Origin of the sequence: Chitinilyticum piscinae, from assembly GCF_015223195.1 — a bacterium.
GTDB classification, from domain to species: domain Bacteria; phylum Pseudomonadota; class Gammaproteobacteria; order Burkholderiales; family Chitinibacteraceae; genus Chitinilyticum; species Chitinilyticum piscinae.
The window spans coordinates 21,733-35,177 of sequence record NZ_JADFUA010000005.1; the positions used below are offsets into that span (position 1 = coordinate 21,733).

The 13,445-nt window shown below is 59.4% G+C and carries 15 protein-coding genes; 3 read left to right on the forward strand and 12 right to left on the reverse strand.

From position 1 onward, the window contains the following. Positions 1 to 2 precede the first annotated feature (2 nt). The 9 genes from bamB to INR99_RS09590 all read right to left on the reverse strand — a co-directional run bounded on the left by bamB (position 3) and on the right by INR99_RS09590 (position 8,106). The gene (gene bamB, locus INR99_RS09550; protein WP_194116125.1) at positions 3 to 1,133 is read right to left on the reverse strand and encodes an outer membrane protein assembly factor BamB; all 1,131 of its coding nucleotides are present in this window, start codon (positions 1,131 to 1,133) and stop codon (positions 3 to 5) included. Next, complete coding sequence (locus INR99_RS09555; RefSeq protein WP_194116126.1) at positions 1,133 to 1,762, reverse strand: YfgM family protein; 630 nt, start codon at positions 1,760 to 1,762, stop codon at positions 1,133 to 1,135. Before INR99_RS09555 ends, bamB begins: the two co-directional genes overlap by 1 nt. A 16-nt stretch (positions 1,763 to 1,778) precedes the next feature. Further along, positions 1,779 to 3,059 (reverse strand): histidine--tRNA ligase, encoded by a 1,281-nt coding sequence (gene hisS, locus INR99_RS09560; RefSeq protein WP_194116127.1) that lies wholly within the window; start codon positions 3,057 to 3,059, stop codon positions 1,779 to 1,781. Positions 3,060 to 3,087: 28 nt separating this feature from the next. Next, a complete protein-coding gene (gene ispG / locus INR99_RS09565; protein ID WP_194116128.1) occupies positions 3,088 to 4,362 on the reverse strand; it encodes a flavodoxin-dependent (E)-4-hydroxy-3-methylbut-2-enyl-diphosphate synthase in 1,275 nt (424 codons plus the stop codon). Positions 4,363 to 4,370: 8 nt separating this feature from the next. Continuing rightward, the gene (locus tag INR99_RS09570; RefSeq protein ID WP_194116129.1) at positions 4,371 to 5,276 is read right to left on the reverse strand and encodes a helix-turn-helix domain-containing protein; all 906 of its coding nucleotides are present in this window, start codon (positions 5,274 to 5,276) and stop codon (positions 4,371 to 4,373) included. A 5-nt stretch (positions 5,277 to 5,281) separates the two neighbouring features. Next, complete coding sequence (gene pilW, locus INR99_RS09575) at positions 5,282 to 6,040, reverse strand: type IV pilus biogenesis/stability protein PilW (RefSeq protein ID WP_194116130.1); 759 nt, start codon at positions 6,038 to 6,040, stop codon at positions 5,282 to 5,284. Further along, entirely contained in the window at positions 6,040 to 7,176 is a 1,137-nt protein-coding gene (rlmN, locus tag INR99_RS09580; protein WP_194116131.1) for a dual-specificity RNA methyltransferase RlmN, read from the reverse strand. Before rlmN ends, pilW begins: the two co-directional genes overlap by 1 nt. Positions 7,177 to 7,199: 23 nt before the next feature. Further along, on the reverse strand, positions 7,200 to 7,628 hold the full coding sequence (ndk, locus tag INR99_RS09585) for a nucleoside-diphosphate kinase (RefSeq protein WP_194116132.1): 429 nt from the start codon (positions 7,626 to 7,628) through the stop codon (positions 7,200 to 7,202). Between the two features lie 304 nt (positions 7,629 to 7,932). Further along, positions 7,933 to 8,106 carry a hypothetical protein gene (locus INR99_RS09590; protein WP_194116133.1) on the reverse strand — a complete coding sequence of 58 codons (174 nt, stop codon included), beginning with the start codon at positions 8,104 to 8,106 and terminating at the stop codon, positions 7,933 to 7,935. 217 nt (positions 8,107 to 8,323) lie between these two features. Here INR99_RS09590 and INR99_RS09595 point away from each other — a divergent pair, with 217 nt between their 5' ends. Beyond that, positions 8,324 to 8,566: an SPOR domain-containing protein gene (locus INR99_RS09595; protein WP_228098188.1), complete on the forward strand. Its 243-nt coding sequence runs from the start codon at positions 8,324 to 8,326 to the stop codon at positions 8,564 to 8,566. Positions 8,567 to 8,633: 67 nt separating this feature from the next. Here the strand turns inward: INR99_RS09595 and INR99_RS09600 are convergent, their stop codons facing one another. Both INR99_RS09600 and INR99_RS09605 read right to left on the reverse strand, forming a co-directional pair. Beyond that, complete coding sequence (locus INR99_RS09600; protein WP_194116135.1) at positions 8,634 to 9,569, reverse strand: hydrogen peroxide-inducible genes activator; 936 nt, start codon at positions 9,567 to 9,569, stop codon at positions 8,634 to 8,636. After that, positions 9,566 to 10,063, reverse strand: coding sequence for a disulfide bond formation protein B (locus INR99_RS09605; protein WP_194116136.1), 498 nt, complete (start codon positions 10,061 to 10,063; stop codon positions 9,566 to 9,568). Before INR99_RS09605 ends, INR99_RS09600 begins: the two co-directional genes overlap by 4 nt. A gap of 144 nt (positions 10,064 to 10,207) precedes the next feature. Between INR99_RS09605 and guaB the strand changes: the two genes are divergently transcribed. Beyond that, a complete protein-coding gene (gene guaB, locus INR99_RS09610) occupies positions 10,208 to 11,677 on the forward strand; it encodes an IMP dehydrogenase (protein ID WP_194116137.1) in 1,470 nt (489 codons plus the stop codon). Positions 11,678 to 11,744: 67 nt separating this feature from the next. Here guaB and INR99_RS09615 read toward each other — a convergent pair whose 3' ends face one another. Further along, complete coding sequence (locus INR99_RS09615) at positions 11,745 to 11,939, reverse strand: hypothetical protein (RefSeq protein ID WP_194116138.1); 195 nt, start codon at positions 11,937 to 11,939, stop codon at positions 11,745 to 11,747. Positions 11,940 to 12,292: 353 nt separating this feature from the next. On the opposite strand from INR99_RS09615, the gene hemH reads away from it, so the two are divergent. Beyond that, entirely contained in the window at positions 12,293 to 13,399 is a 1,107-nt protein-coding gene (hemH, locus tag INR99_RS09625) for a ferrochelatase (RefSeq protein WP_194116378.1), read from the forward strand. Positions 13,400 to 13,445: the final 46 nt, after the last annotated feature.

Genomic DNA, 13,445 nt, shown 5'->3' on the forward strand with positions numbered 1-13,445 from the left:
CCTTACTTCACACCAAAAGCGTACAGCCCACCCTTGGTGGTCTGTACCAGTACTGTATCGCCGGAAAGTGCCTGCGGAGCAACCGCTACACGCCCGCCGTCGGTCGGACGCTGAGCCACAAAGGCGCCGTCGTCGCGATTGATCCAGTGCAGATAGCCTTCAAAATCACCAACCAGCAAATAGTTGCCGTGTAGCGCCGGCGCACTCAAAGCGCGGTTCGCGAGCTTGTCCTGACGCCAGAGATTGCGGCCACTGCTGCGATCCAGCGCCACCACCGCCCCCTTGTCGTCCGTGAAATACACCGCCTGACCATCGGCTTCCAGACCAGAGGCACTGGAGGCCTCGCGCGTCCACAGCAAAGTACCAGAAGCGGCCTCAATGCATCCGACACGTCCCTGGTATGCCACGGCGCAGACCGAGCCACTGGCAAACACCGGGGTAGTCACGACGTCCGTTACGCGCTCCAGTTCGGAAGCCCCGCGCGGCAAGGCCAGCGGCGCATCCCAGCGCACCCGTCCATCCTGCAGATCGAGCGCAACCAGCCGCCCAGCCGGAAGCCCGACATAGGCGACTCCATTATTGATCAGCGGAGCCGCGAAATTGCGCAGCAGCAATGCCGGCTGCTGGCGCTGATAGAACCATTTCAGCGAGCCATCTTCGGCGGAAAATGCCGAGACACGCCCATCACCGCTGCGCACCAGAACCACGCCACTGCCGATTACCGGAGGAGCAATGATTTCGCTAGTCGCCTTGGCGGTCCACAGCTGTTGGCCGCTGCGACTGAAGGCGATCACGTCACCCTTGAGCGTCCCGACCACCACCAGCTTGTCATTCAGACCGACACCGCCTGCAACCGGACGCTCCAGCGTCACGGTCCAGCGAGCCTGACCGCTGGCCTTGTCCAGCAAGGCCAGCTGATTGGGAGCACCCGCTACGGCAATGGCCTCGTCACTGACCGCCGGCCGATAGCGCAGCTCGGTAGAACCACCAATGCTGCGATTCCACCGCACAGCAGCGCCGGCCTTGTCGGCAACTTGCGGCAGCGGATTGGGTTCAGGTGCATTGCTGGTGGTACCACACGCCGCCAGCGCCAGAATCAGGCAGGATGCAAGACCGAGACGCTTCGTCGACATTATTGGGCTCCAGCGGCGTGCAACTTGAATTCGATCAGCCGGTAATTCGGCATTTCCTTGTTGGTCTTGGCCAGCGCCTGCTGGTACGCATCGCGCGCGGCCCCCTTGTCACCCTTCAGCAGATAGGCGTCGCCACGGGTTTCGGCAAACACGGCCGAGAAACTGGTTTCTTCCGGCGCCTTGGCCAGAGACAGCGCCTCATCGAATTTCTTTTCGTCCAGCGCAATGCCGGCTTGACGCAGACGAGCCAGATCGCGCAGCACGGATTCGCCGGAGTGATCGATCACCCATTTCAGCTCCGCGCGCGCATCCTGCAACTTGCCCAGTGTATAGGCCTGTTGGGCAGCAATCATGGCCCCACGCGACGCATACGGAGTGGAGGTATAATCAGACTTCAGTTTATCCAGCTGAGCCTTGAACTTGGCGGGATCAGCCACCACATCCTGCAGCGCAATGAATTCAGCACCCGCTTTTTCATGCACATGCCGCTGCCAGGCTTGCCAGCCCTGCCAGCCGATAAAACCGATCAGGACGGCCGCCAGCACGGCTGCCAGATAGCGCCCCCAGTCCTGCCACCAGCCCTTCAACTGGGCCAGCTGTTCCTGTTCCTGCAGATCGAATGCAGCCATTTCACGTCACCCCTGTTCAGTTTGTTGTTCTTGCAGCCAAGATGATCTCAGCCAGATCGGTCAGCACCACGCTCTGCTGTTCACCCTGGCGCTCACCGGTCAGCACTTTCAGATTGGCCTGCCCGGCTTCGGCCTCGGCCTCGCCGATAATAACGGCGAAGCGGGCACCACTGCTGTCGGCTTTCTTGAATTGCGACTTGAAGCTGCCGCCACCGGCGTGCAGGATGACATCGAGTCCGGCCGCGCGCAATGCCATTGCACAGCGGAATGCCGGCATTGCGGCGGCGTCACCCTGATGCACCAGATACACATCCGGCTGGGCTACCTGGCCAGCAACACCTTGCGCCTCGAGCAACAGCAGCAAACGCTCGATGCCGATGGCAAAGCCAACAGCAGGGCAAGGCTTGCCCCCCAGCTGCTCGACCAGCCCGTCGTAGCGCCCGCCCGCCGCGACCGTGGCCTGCGCGCCAAGTTGCGTAGTCGTCCACTCGAATACCGTGCGGTTGTAATAATCCAGCCCGCGCACCAGCCGGTCATTCAGCACATAGCCGATACCCGCCGCATCCAGCCGTGCACGCACGCCATCGAGATGCGCGCGGGATTCGGCCCCCAGAAAATCCGCAAGTTTCGGCGCATTCTGCGCCATGTCCTGCAGAGCCGGATTCTTGGTATCCAGCACCCGCAGCGGATTGGTGTAGAGACGACGCTTGCCATCATCATCCAGAATGTCGACGAAACCTTCGAGGTAGGCAATCAGCGCCACACGGTGCGCAGCACGCTCATCGGCGTTGCCGAGCGAGTTAAGCTCGAGTTGCAGGCCGGTCAACCCCAGGCGTTGCCACAAGTCAGCCAGCATGACGATGAGTTCGGCGTCGACGTCAGGACCTTCGAAGCCGAAGGCTTCGATACCCAGCTGATGGAACTGGCGATAGCGGCCCTTTTGCGGGCGTTCGTGGCGGAACATCGGCCCGATATACCACAGACGCTGCGTCTGGTTGTAGAGCAGATTATGTTCGATGCAGGCGCGCACGCAGCCCGCAGTGCCTTCCGGGCGCAAGGTCAGCTTTTCGCCGTTGAGGCTATCCTCGAAGGAGTACATTTCCTTCTCGACGATGTCGGTATGCTCGCCTACCCCACGTACGAACAAGCCGGTCGGCTCGACGATGGGCATGCGGATATTCTTGTAGCCATACGCCGCGGCCCAGTTACGAAAGACCTGCTCGACATGCAGCCATGCCTGGGAATCCTGCGGCAGCACATCATTCATGCCGCGGATACCTTGAATAGTATTCGCCATAAATCGCTTATATTACTGGGTTACAACCTCATACCCCGACAATCGGGATAACCTTCTGCACCGGTTCGCGGCGCTTGCTGCCACCTTCGCCATAGCGGGTGCGCACATAGTTCTCGACGATGGCCTGGAATTCCTCGGCAACGCGCCCCCCCTTCAGGGTCACATCCTTTTCGCCATCGATATAGACCGGACATACCGGAACTTCACCCGTACCGGGCAGGGAAATGCCGATATCGGCAAGCTTGGATTCACCCGGGCCATTGACCACACAGCCCATTACGGCGACCTTCATGTCTTCGACGCCCGGATATTCCGTACGCCAGATCGGCATCTGCACACGCAGGAAATTCTGGATGTCCTGAGCGAGTTCCTGGAATACCGTCGACGTCGTGCGGCCACAACCTGGGCATGCCGTTACCAGCGGCACGAAAGAGCGCAAGCCCATGGTCTGCAGCAGCTCCTGCGCCACGACTACTTCCTTGGTACGGTCGCCGCCGGGCTCCGGGGTAAGCGAAATGCGGATGGTATCACCAATCCCTTCCTGCAGCAGAACCCCCAGCGCCGCCGAAGAGGCCACGATGCCCTTGGAACCCATGCCGGCCTCGGTCAGGCCGAGATGCAGTGGATAATCGCAGCGTCCAGCCAGATCACGATACACCGCAATCAGATCCTGCACATGCGACACCTTGCAGGAAAGCAGAATCTGATCGGCCGACAAGCCCCAGGACTGCGCCTGTTCGGCAGATTCAAGCGCTGACACAATCAGCGCCTCGCGCATGACGGCCTCGGCCGGCAGAGGCTGCGACAACCTGCTGTTTTCATCCATCATCCGGGCGGCAATCGCCTGATCAAGCGACCCCCAGTTCACACCAATGCGCACCGCCTTCTGATATTCGATCGCCTTCTCGACCATGAAGGCGAACTTCTCGTCACGCTTGGCTCCCTTGCCCACATTGCCGGGATTGATGCGGTACTTGGCCAGCACCTGGGCACATTCGGGGTAGTCGCGCAATAGACGATCGCCATTGAAATGGAAATCCCCTACCAGCGGCACTCGACAACCCCAGTTGTCCAGCTTTTCCCAGATGGCAGGTACGGCAGCCGCCGCTTCGGCACTGTTAACCGTGATGCGCACCACCTCGGAGCCTGCACGCCAGAGCTCGAAAATCTGCCGGGCCGTACCTTCGGCATCGGCTGTATCGGTATTGGTCATGGACTGAACCATTACCGGATGATCACTACCGACCCAGACATGGCCGATCCGGACCTGCCGGGTTTTACGACGGGGAATTGCTGATGTCATGGCTGTACTTATTTGAGTTCGATCGTGGCCACATTGGCTCGCGTTGCAGAAGCAAGATCAACCTGCTTGCCACGGAAAGTGATGCGGGTATTCGGTGCATTACCCACAGTAAGAGTGTAGGGAAGCTTGCCACCCAGCACCTGATCTGCGCCGGGCTTGAGCATTCCGGAGTAGAGTTTCTGGCCGTCGGCATCGCGGACCTCGACCCAGCTGTCTGCCTGCGCGGCGATCTGCAGATCGCCATGCCCCAGCGGCACACTAGCCCCGAGCGAGCCCGGCGCGCTGGCCGGCTTGATGACAATAACCGGCTCACTGGCAACCTGCGCAGCAGACCCCGCCAACACCTGGCTGGCGGCTGATGCCTGGCGCCCTGCGACTGCGGATGCCGGAATGATCTCACTGGCGACCAGATCACTCGCCGCAACAGGAACCAGCGCCACAGCCGGAGCCGAGGATTCAGCAAGAGCCAGCTCAGGGCGCGCCGGTTGCTGCAGATACCAGAACACCAGTACAGCACCAAGTAGCAAACCTGCGAGCACGGCGATGATACCCAGAAGCGGCTTGCCCCCCCCTCCCGCCGTTGCGGTAAAGCTCGGACCATCTTCCTGGGGCAAGCGCGGAAGTGCGGCTTGCGCTCGCTCTGCCGGTAGCAGCAAGGCCAGTTGCGCCAGCAAGGGTTCCGATTCCATTCCCAGCAAACGGGAGTAATTGCGGACAAATCCGCGGATGAAGGTGTTTCCGGGCAGCCGATCAAAGGCATCCGCCTCCAGCGCAGCAATCTGCCCGGTAGAGAGCTTCAACTGGGACGCGACGTATTCGATGGTCCAGCCCTTGATTTCACGGGCTACGCGCAGTGCAGCACCGGGAGACGGGGCCACAGAAGGTGCCACAGCAGCCTGGCTCAGTTCGTCCATACTCATTATTCGTACTGCCCTGCTTTCAAATAACCAGCTTCACGTGAATCGGGAAATTGCGCCAGCAATTGGTCGGCAAGTTTCTTCTCGGCAGCACGGTTACCTGCCTTGCGCTCAAGCCGCACGCCCAGCCAGATGACATCGGGAGCCGGGCGAGAAACGACACGTGTGAGGCCATTGTAGGCATCCCGCGCCTCCGCGAGCTGCCCCTCCCGCAGATACACCGAAGCCAGCCGATAACGCGCCAGCGCATTGCCGGGCCGATACTGTAACGCCATCCGGTAATAGGCCAGCGCCTGCTTGGTATCTCCCGCCTTATCCAGGCAATCACCTGCTACCGTGTAGCTGTTATCAATACCCGCATAGGAAGTAACCCCGAACACCTGCTGCAAGCGTGCCAAACCCGCTGCATATTCGCCCTTGCTGCACAGATATCGGCCATAGTTGTGATTCAGATCGAGATTGCCGGGCTCGATATTCAGCCCTTGCTGGAAATTGCTGCGCGCCATGCCATCATCCAGCAATTCGGCGAACGCCAAGGCCATCACGAGATACGCCGGGGCATAGTCTGCCTTGGATTGAAGAGCCTTCTTGGCCTCCTCGATTGCAATCGGATACTGATTGCGATTGTAATATTCGGCCGCCAGCTCCGTTCTAATCCGCGCCCGATCGGCATCGGTATAGGTCGGTGCCTCTTCGGCTGCGCTGGCTACCCGGCCAGTCAGCACACTGCACAGCAATACAGCACTTGCAAAAATCCGCATCAGTTTCCCTGCCCCTGTTTGTGAAACACGATGGGCGAAGCCTCGGCGAGCCGCGCAGTGCGCCGCGTTTTATCTTTCACCTGCCCAGCCAGCTGGCCACAGGCGGCGTCGATATCATCCCCACGCGTCTTGCGTACCGTAACGACCTGTCCGGCTTCGGCGAGCACATCCCGGAAACGGAGAATAGCATCGCGCGACGAACGGTTGTAGCCCGAGTTCGGAAAGGGATTGAAGGGAATGAGGTTGAACTTGCACGACACCTGCTTGGCGATATCGAGCAATTCACGGGCATGCTCGGGCTGGTCATTCACCCCTTCGAGCATGATGTATTCAAATGTCACAAAATCGCGCGGCGCCCTGTCCAGATAGCGGTTACAGGCTGCCAGCAGCTCTTTGAGCGGGTATTTCTTGTTAATCGGCACGATCTCGTCGCGAATCCGGTCATTGGATGCATGCAGACTTACTGCGAGTGCCACCGGACACTCATCCCGCAGCCGATCCATCGCCGGAACCAGCCCGGAAGTCGACAAAGTGACGCGTCGGCGCGACAGTCCGTAGGCATTGTCGTCCAGCATCAGCTTAAGCGCACGAACCACATTGTCGTAATTGGCCAAGGGCTCACCCATGCCCATCATGACCACATTGGAAACAATGCGGGCATCGTCATTGGCCACTTCACCGATCCGCGCGGTTTCACGCGACAGGCGCTGATTGGCCCACCACAGCTGGCCGATGATCTCGCCGGTTGACAGATTGCGGTTAAAACCCTGGCGCGCGGTAGAACAGAAGGTACATTCCAGTGCGCAGCCCACCTGACTGGAAACGCAGAGCGTTCCGCGGTCATCTTCAGGGATGAACACCGTTTCGATGCCGTTGCCGACACCGACATCGAGCAGCCACTTGTGCGTACCATCACTGGCCACCTGCTCGGCCAGCATGGACGGCGCCTTGACACAGGCACCGGCATGCAGCTTTGTGCGGAAAGTCTTGGCAATGTCGGTCATCGCGTCGAAATCGCTCTCGCCGCGCTGGTGCACCCATTTCATCAACTGCTTGCCGCGAAAGGGTTTCTCACCGAACTCGGCCATCAATTCCTGCATGCCTGCAGCGTCGAAATCCAGCAGATTGACCGACATTGTTTTACTCCTGCACTACCGGATTAACGACCGGCGTAAACTTCGCTGGAGGCGAAGAAAAAAGCGATTTCAATTGCGGCATTTTCCGGGCTGTCGGAACCATGCACCGCGTTAGCATCAATAGAAGCGGCGAAATCGGCGCGGATGGTGCCGGCGTCAGCCTTCTTCGGATCGGTAGCGCCCATCAGTTCGCGATTCTTCAGGATGGCGTTTTCACCTTCCAGCACCTGGATCATGACCGGACCGGAGGTCATGAAGTTCACCAGATCGTTGAAGAAGGGGCGTTCCTTGTGCACGGCATAGAAACCTTCGGCTTCAGCGCGGGACAGATGCTTCATCTTGGCGGCCACAATCTTCAGGCCAGCAGATTCGAAACGGTCATAAATTTTGCCGATTACATTCTTGCCTACAGCGTCCGGCTTGACGATGGAAATCGTGCGTTCGATAGCCATGTGAATATCTCCATTACTTTCACGGTTGTTATAAACTTGACACACCACCTCAGCGCCACGACATCCATTCCGGCTCTACGGACGGATCAGGAGCCATGCGCCACACACAAGCCAGCCAAAAACGGCTCTTGCGCCCAGGGTGAATGCAAAATAGCCGCACAGTATAACAAACCAGACACGCACGGGATATGAGCGACAGCCAAGACCCTCTTCTGCAGCAGCGCGAACAGAATCAGCTGCGCACCCAACTCCTTTGGCGACTCGCCATCGCCATCTGCCTGATCGGTGCCGCGCTAGGCGCCATTTACTGGCTTGAAAACCGGCAAGCCCCTGCCGAGCAACCTGCGCCCGTCACACCCAGGATTGCACCGCCATTAAGCACCCCGGTCATTACACCTGCCAGCCCTCCGGCATCGGCCAGTCCAGCGAGCAGCGCCAGCAGCACTGCCAGCGCCCCGATCACTAGCCAGACAACCATCACGCCCCTCCCCGCCAGCACGCCCCCATTGCCAGCAACTGACACAGGGGCAAGTCCGATTCCGACGCAGCCCCCAACCAACAAAAAGAGCGCAGCGGCCGCACCTGCACCAACTGCCGCAGCCTTACCTGCCAGGCTAGCGGAGAAAGCCACCCCTCAGCCCTCCAGCAAGCCCCAGCCGCAACCAGCGACTACACCACCGCAGTCAACCCAGAACTTGCCTCTTCCGGCAGTTGCAACCCCGGCCCCGAATAGCAAGAGCAGCTACACGGTGCAGGCCGGAGTGTTCCTGCATGCCGCACGGGCAGAAAAACTGCTCGAACAGCTGCAGCAGGCGGGCATTCCTGCGTACCTGGAAACGCGGGTGCAGATTGGGCCTTTCAACAACAAGGCAGAAGCGGACAAGGCCATTCAGAAATTGCGCAGCATGGGCATCGAACCCGTTGTACGGGTGCAATAACACATACCCACCAATGTATTTACCCCAAACTTTTAATAACAAATAGCTACAAGCGCATACCTGTGCATCAGTCTATTATTTCATCAGGAAGCATGGTCACCGTCGGCAGACCGGAAATCAGCACAGCCTGACGCAGCGCCTCGATTGCCGCCGCGCGGGGGAAATTCTTGCGCCAGGCCAGCAACACCCGGCGGGTCGGCGCCTCGCCGGAGAAGGGACGTATCGCCAGCAAATGTTCATCCGCCTCGGTCACCGAGGTCGCCGGCAACACCGTCACGCCCACCCCACCGGCAACCATGTGCCGGATAGTCGTCAGCGAGCTCCCTTGCAGGGTGCGCTGCAGACTGCCTGCGGGGAGACTCTCGCGATTCAGGTCCGGACAGGCCTGCAGCACATGATCACGGAAACAGTTGCCCGGCGAGAGCAGTAACACGTTCTCGTCCGCCAACTGCTCGGCCGAAACCGCCTCCTGTTCCTCCCAGGGATGCCCCTTCGGGGTGGCAACGACAAAAGGCTCCTCGTACACCACCTGGGTGAGTACGCCCGCCTCGCTGAACGGCTCGGCCAGGATGGCCACATCGATCTCACCCTGCTTGAGCATCTCGGCAAGCCTGGCGGTGTAATTTTCTTCCAACAGCATCTGCATCTGCGGCGCCTTCAGCCGCAGCGCCGGAATAAGATAGGGCAACAAATAGGGGCTAATGGTGTAGATGATCCCGACCCGCAGGGCTCCCGCCAGCGGATCCTTGCCTTGCTCGGCCAGCTGCTTGATGAGCTGCACCTCTTCAAGCACCGTTTGCGCCTGATTCACAATCCGCTCGCCAATCGGCGTCAGCGTGACATCGCCAGCGGAACGCTCGAACAGCGCCAAACCAAGCTCGTCCTCCAGTTTTTTCACTGCAACAGACAGGGTAGGCTGAGACACAAAACAACTGGCCGCTGCGCGTCCAAAATGGCGCTCGCGAGCCACCGCGACGATGTAGCGCAATTCAGTAAGCGTCATGCTTTTTCCTTGGAAAATTGCCAGTGGCGGATCAGCCAGCCCGAGGTGGCCATAGCCACAAACCCCAGCCCAGCCCAGATAGCCAGACTGAGACCGAGCACCTCATCCTTCGCAGCACATTCGCCATGACCGGAGAGAACCGAGCTGAACACCTGCAACCAGGGCTGCGTATCAAAGAGAAAGCCAAGTCCTGCACCGCAACTAGGCAGACTGGCCGGATCAATAAAATACTGCAGATAGACCTGCCGCAGCGAAATGGACAAGCCACCGAGCGCCACTCCACTCAGCAACAGAGGCCAGAAACGCGACCAGCGTGGCAAGGGCAGCACGGCTGCCATCAACGCCACCACGCCACAGCCCATCACGGCCACGCGCTGAAAAATACACAAGGGACATGGGTCCTTGAATTCGTAGTATTGCTGGTACAGCGCAAATGCGATCGTTGCCGCACAGAAAAGTACCACCGCAAGAAAGCCCAGCCGCCAGCGCATCATGTCCGATCCAGTCCAGTTTGGTTTCACAAAACGCTGATTCTAGCGCCAACCAGCAAAATCCTGTAACAGCGACGTTCGGCAGCAGCATGGCCTTCCCCGCCGGCATTCTGTATAATGCGGCTTTGCGTCCAAGGATTCGTACCAATGCGTGTCATCCAGAAAGCCCTCACTTTCGACGACGTTCTGCTCGTTCCCGCCCATTCCAATATCCTCCCGCGTGACGTCAATCTGGCCACCCAGCTGACGCGCGACATCCGCATCAATCTCCCGCTGATTTCCGCCGCCATGGATACCGTCACCGAGGCGCGTCTGGCCATTGCCATCGCACAGGAAGGCGGCATGGGCATCGTACACAAGAACATGACGCCCAAACTGCAGGCGCTGGAAGTCTCCAAGGTCAAGCGCTACGAGTCCGGTATCGTCAAGGATCCGGTCACCATCGCCCCGAACATGCTGGTTCGCGACGTACTGAACCTGACCCGCCAGCACAAGATTTCCGGCCTGCCGGTCATCGACGCCAGCGGCACCGTAGCGGGCATCGTTACCAACCGTGACCTGCGCTTCGAATCTCGCCTGGATGAATCGGTTGCCAACATCATGACCCCGCGCGAGCGCCTGGTTACCGTGCGCGAAGGTGCCAGTATCGATGAAGCCCGCCGCCTGATGCACGAAAACCGCCTTGAGCGCGTACTCGTTGTTGACGACGCCTTCCGCCTGAAGGGCCTGATTACCGTCAAGGACATCATCAAGACCAGCGAACACCCGAATGCCGCCAAGGACGATCAAGGTCGTCTGCGCGTTGGCGCCGCCGTTGGTGTTGGTGCCGGCACCGAAGAGCGTGTCGAGCTGCTGGCTGAAGCAGGCGTGGATGTCATCGTGGTCGACACCGCCCACGGCCATAGCCAAGGCGTACTGGACCGCGTGAACTGGGTGAAGAAAAACTTCCCGCAAGTGCAGGTCATTGGCGGCAACATCGCCACCGCGGGTGCGGCACTGGCACTGGTTGACGCCGGCGCCGATGGCGTCAAGGTCGGTATCGGCCCCGGCTCGATCTGCACGACACGCATCGTGGCCGGCGTCGGCGTGCCGCAGATCACTGCGGTTGCCAATGTCGCCGATGCCCTGGCCGGCAGCGGCGTACCGCTGATTGCCGATGGCGGCATCCGCTACTCCGGTGACATCGCCAAGGCACTGGCAGCCGGCGCGCATTGCGTGATGCTCGGCGGGCTGTTCGCCGGCACCGAAGAAGCACCGGGTGAAGTCGAGCTGTATCAGGGCCGCAGCTACAAGAGCTACCGCGGCATGGGCTCGCTGGGCGCTATGGCCGGCGCCAATGGCTCGTCCGATCGCTACTTCCAGGACAAGACCGCCGATGCGGACAAACTGGTTCCGGAAGGCATCGAAGGTCGCGTCGCTTACAAGGGCCCGATGACTGCCATCGTGCACCAACTGGTCGGCGGCATCCGCTCCTCGATGGGTTATCTGGGTTGTGCGTCGATTGCCGAGGTACACGCCAAGGCCGAGTTTGTCGAAATTACTTCGGCCGGCATCCGCGAATCACACGTGCATGACGTACAGATCACCAAGGAAGCACCGAACTACCGCATGGAATAAACGCGAGATCGTTCGGACAATAAAAAACCGGAGCCTTGCTCCGGTTTTTTATTGTCCGGTGTACTTCCTAGCTCCCACCGGCACGCAAGCGTGCCGCGCGGCGGGAAAAAACACCACGTCTGATCAACTCCAGTTGCAAATAGAGCCTGAGTCGATAGGCCAGTTGGTAGAGTCTGGACTCCGGTTTTGCAGTTTCCAGCATCTGCCCGGCCTGCTGCTCGATCTGCACCAGCTCGGCGGTTTCGTAAAGTTGCGGGTTCATGATTGCCAGCCTCCTTGCCATTGTGCGCGCAGCGTTTTCAGCAGCGCACTCAGAGTAAAGATATCGCCACACCCTGCAAAAACAAACAGCACACCGACACTCGGCAGACATAACTTGTAAGAATCAGAGCAACGACAAGCAAAGCATACGCGCTCGATCAAGATACCCATTACGGTATTACCGGATTGGACTTTATTAACAACACTCATTCTGATATACCCAACGGAAATCCAGATCGTCGTCTTGATCAACCATTCGTCGGAGAACGCTATCGACACCAGGAGACTGGCTGCCTTGGGCAAGCGCTCATGGTTTGTTATCATCGCCCTCCCTGCCCCGCGAGGTCGCCCGACGTGTCACGATTTGCACCTGAACCGGAATTCTCCCATGGTCAGCCTACCCGCACAGGGGTACTGGTGGTCAACCTTGGTACGCCCGCAGCGCCAACCTCCAGTGCCATACGCCCTTGGCTGAGGGAGTTCCTCTCCGACCCACGGGTGGTAGAACTTCCGCGCGCACTGTGGTTACCGATTCTGCATGGTTTCATTCTGCCATTTCGACCAGGCAAGACAGCGCACAAATATGCCAGCATCTGGAGCAAGGACGGCTCGCCACTTGCCATCTGGACCGAAAAGCAGGGCAAATTGCTCAAAGGCTGGCTGGGCGAACGCCATGGCGACAGCATCCGAATCGCCCATGCCATGCGCTATGGAAGCCCATCGATCGAAACTGGCATCCACCAACTTCGTCAATCCGGATGCGAGCGCATCCTGATTCTGCCGCTCTATCCACAATACTCCGCCAGCACCACAGCCACCGTCATAGATGAAGCAGCCCGGGTTCTCGCTACGTTGCGCAACCAACCTGCGCTTCGGACACTGCGTGGCTTTCATGATGACCCCGGTTATATCAAGGCACTGGCGCAGTCTGTGCAGCGAGACTGGATGACTCACGGCCGCGGCAACCACCTGCTGATGAGTTTCCATGGTGTACCACGCTATACCCTTGACAAGGGTGACCCCTATCATTGCCTGTGCCTGAAAACCGCCCGCCTGCTGGCGACTGAGCTCGGGCTTGCTGAAGGCAGCTGGTCGGTTGCATTCCAGTCCCGCTTCGGCAAGGCGGAATGGCTCAAACCCTACACCAGCACTGTCATCAGTGAACTGGCGAAGAAAAAGATCGGCCGACTTGACGTTATCTGCCCCGGCTTTGTCTCAGACTGCCTGGAGACGCTGGAAGAAATCGCCCTGGAAGGCAAAGCGGATTTTCTTGCAGCCGGCGGCAGCGAGTACCACTTCATTCCCTGCCTGAACGATGCGCCGGAGTGGATTCATGCCCTGGGCATGCTCGCCGAACGCGAGCTTTCAGGCTGGCTGACAGACGGCAAGAACGCATCTGCGCAAAAAAATCTTACAGAACAGACACTTTTGCGGGCCAAAGCCATGGGCGCCTCAAAATGAGCTTGGGGATTCACGAAATTAACGCTACACTCAGCGGTAAGTTTAG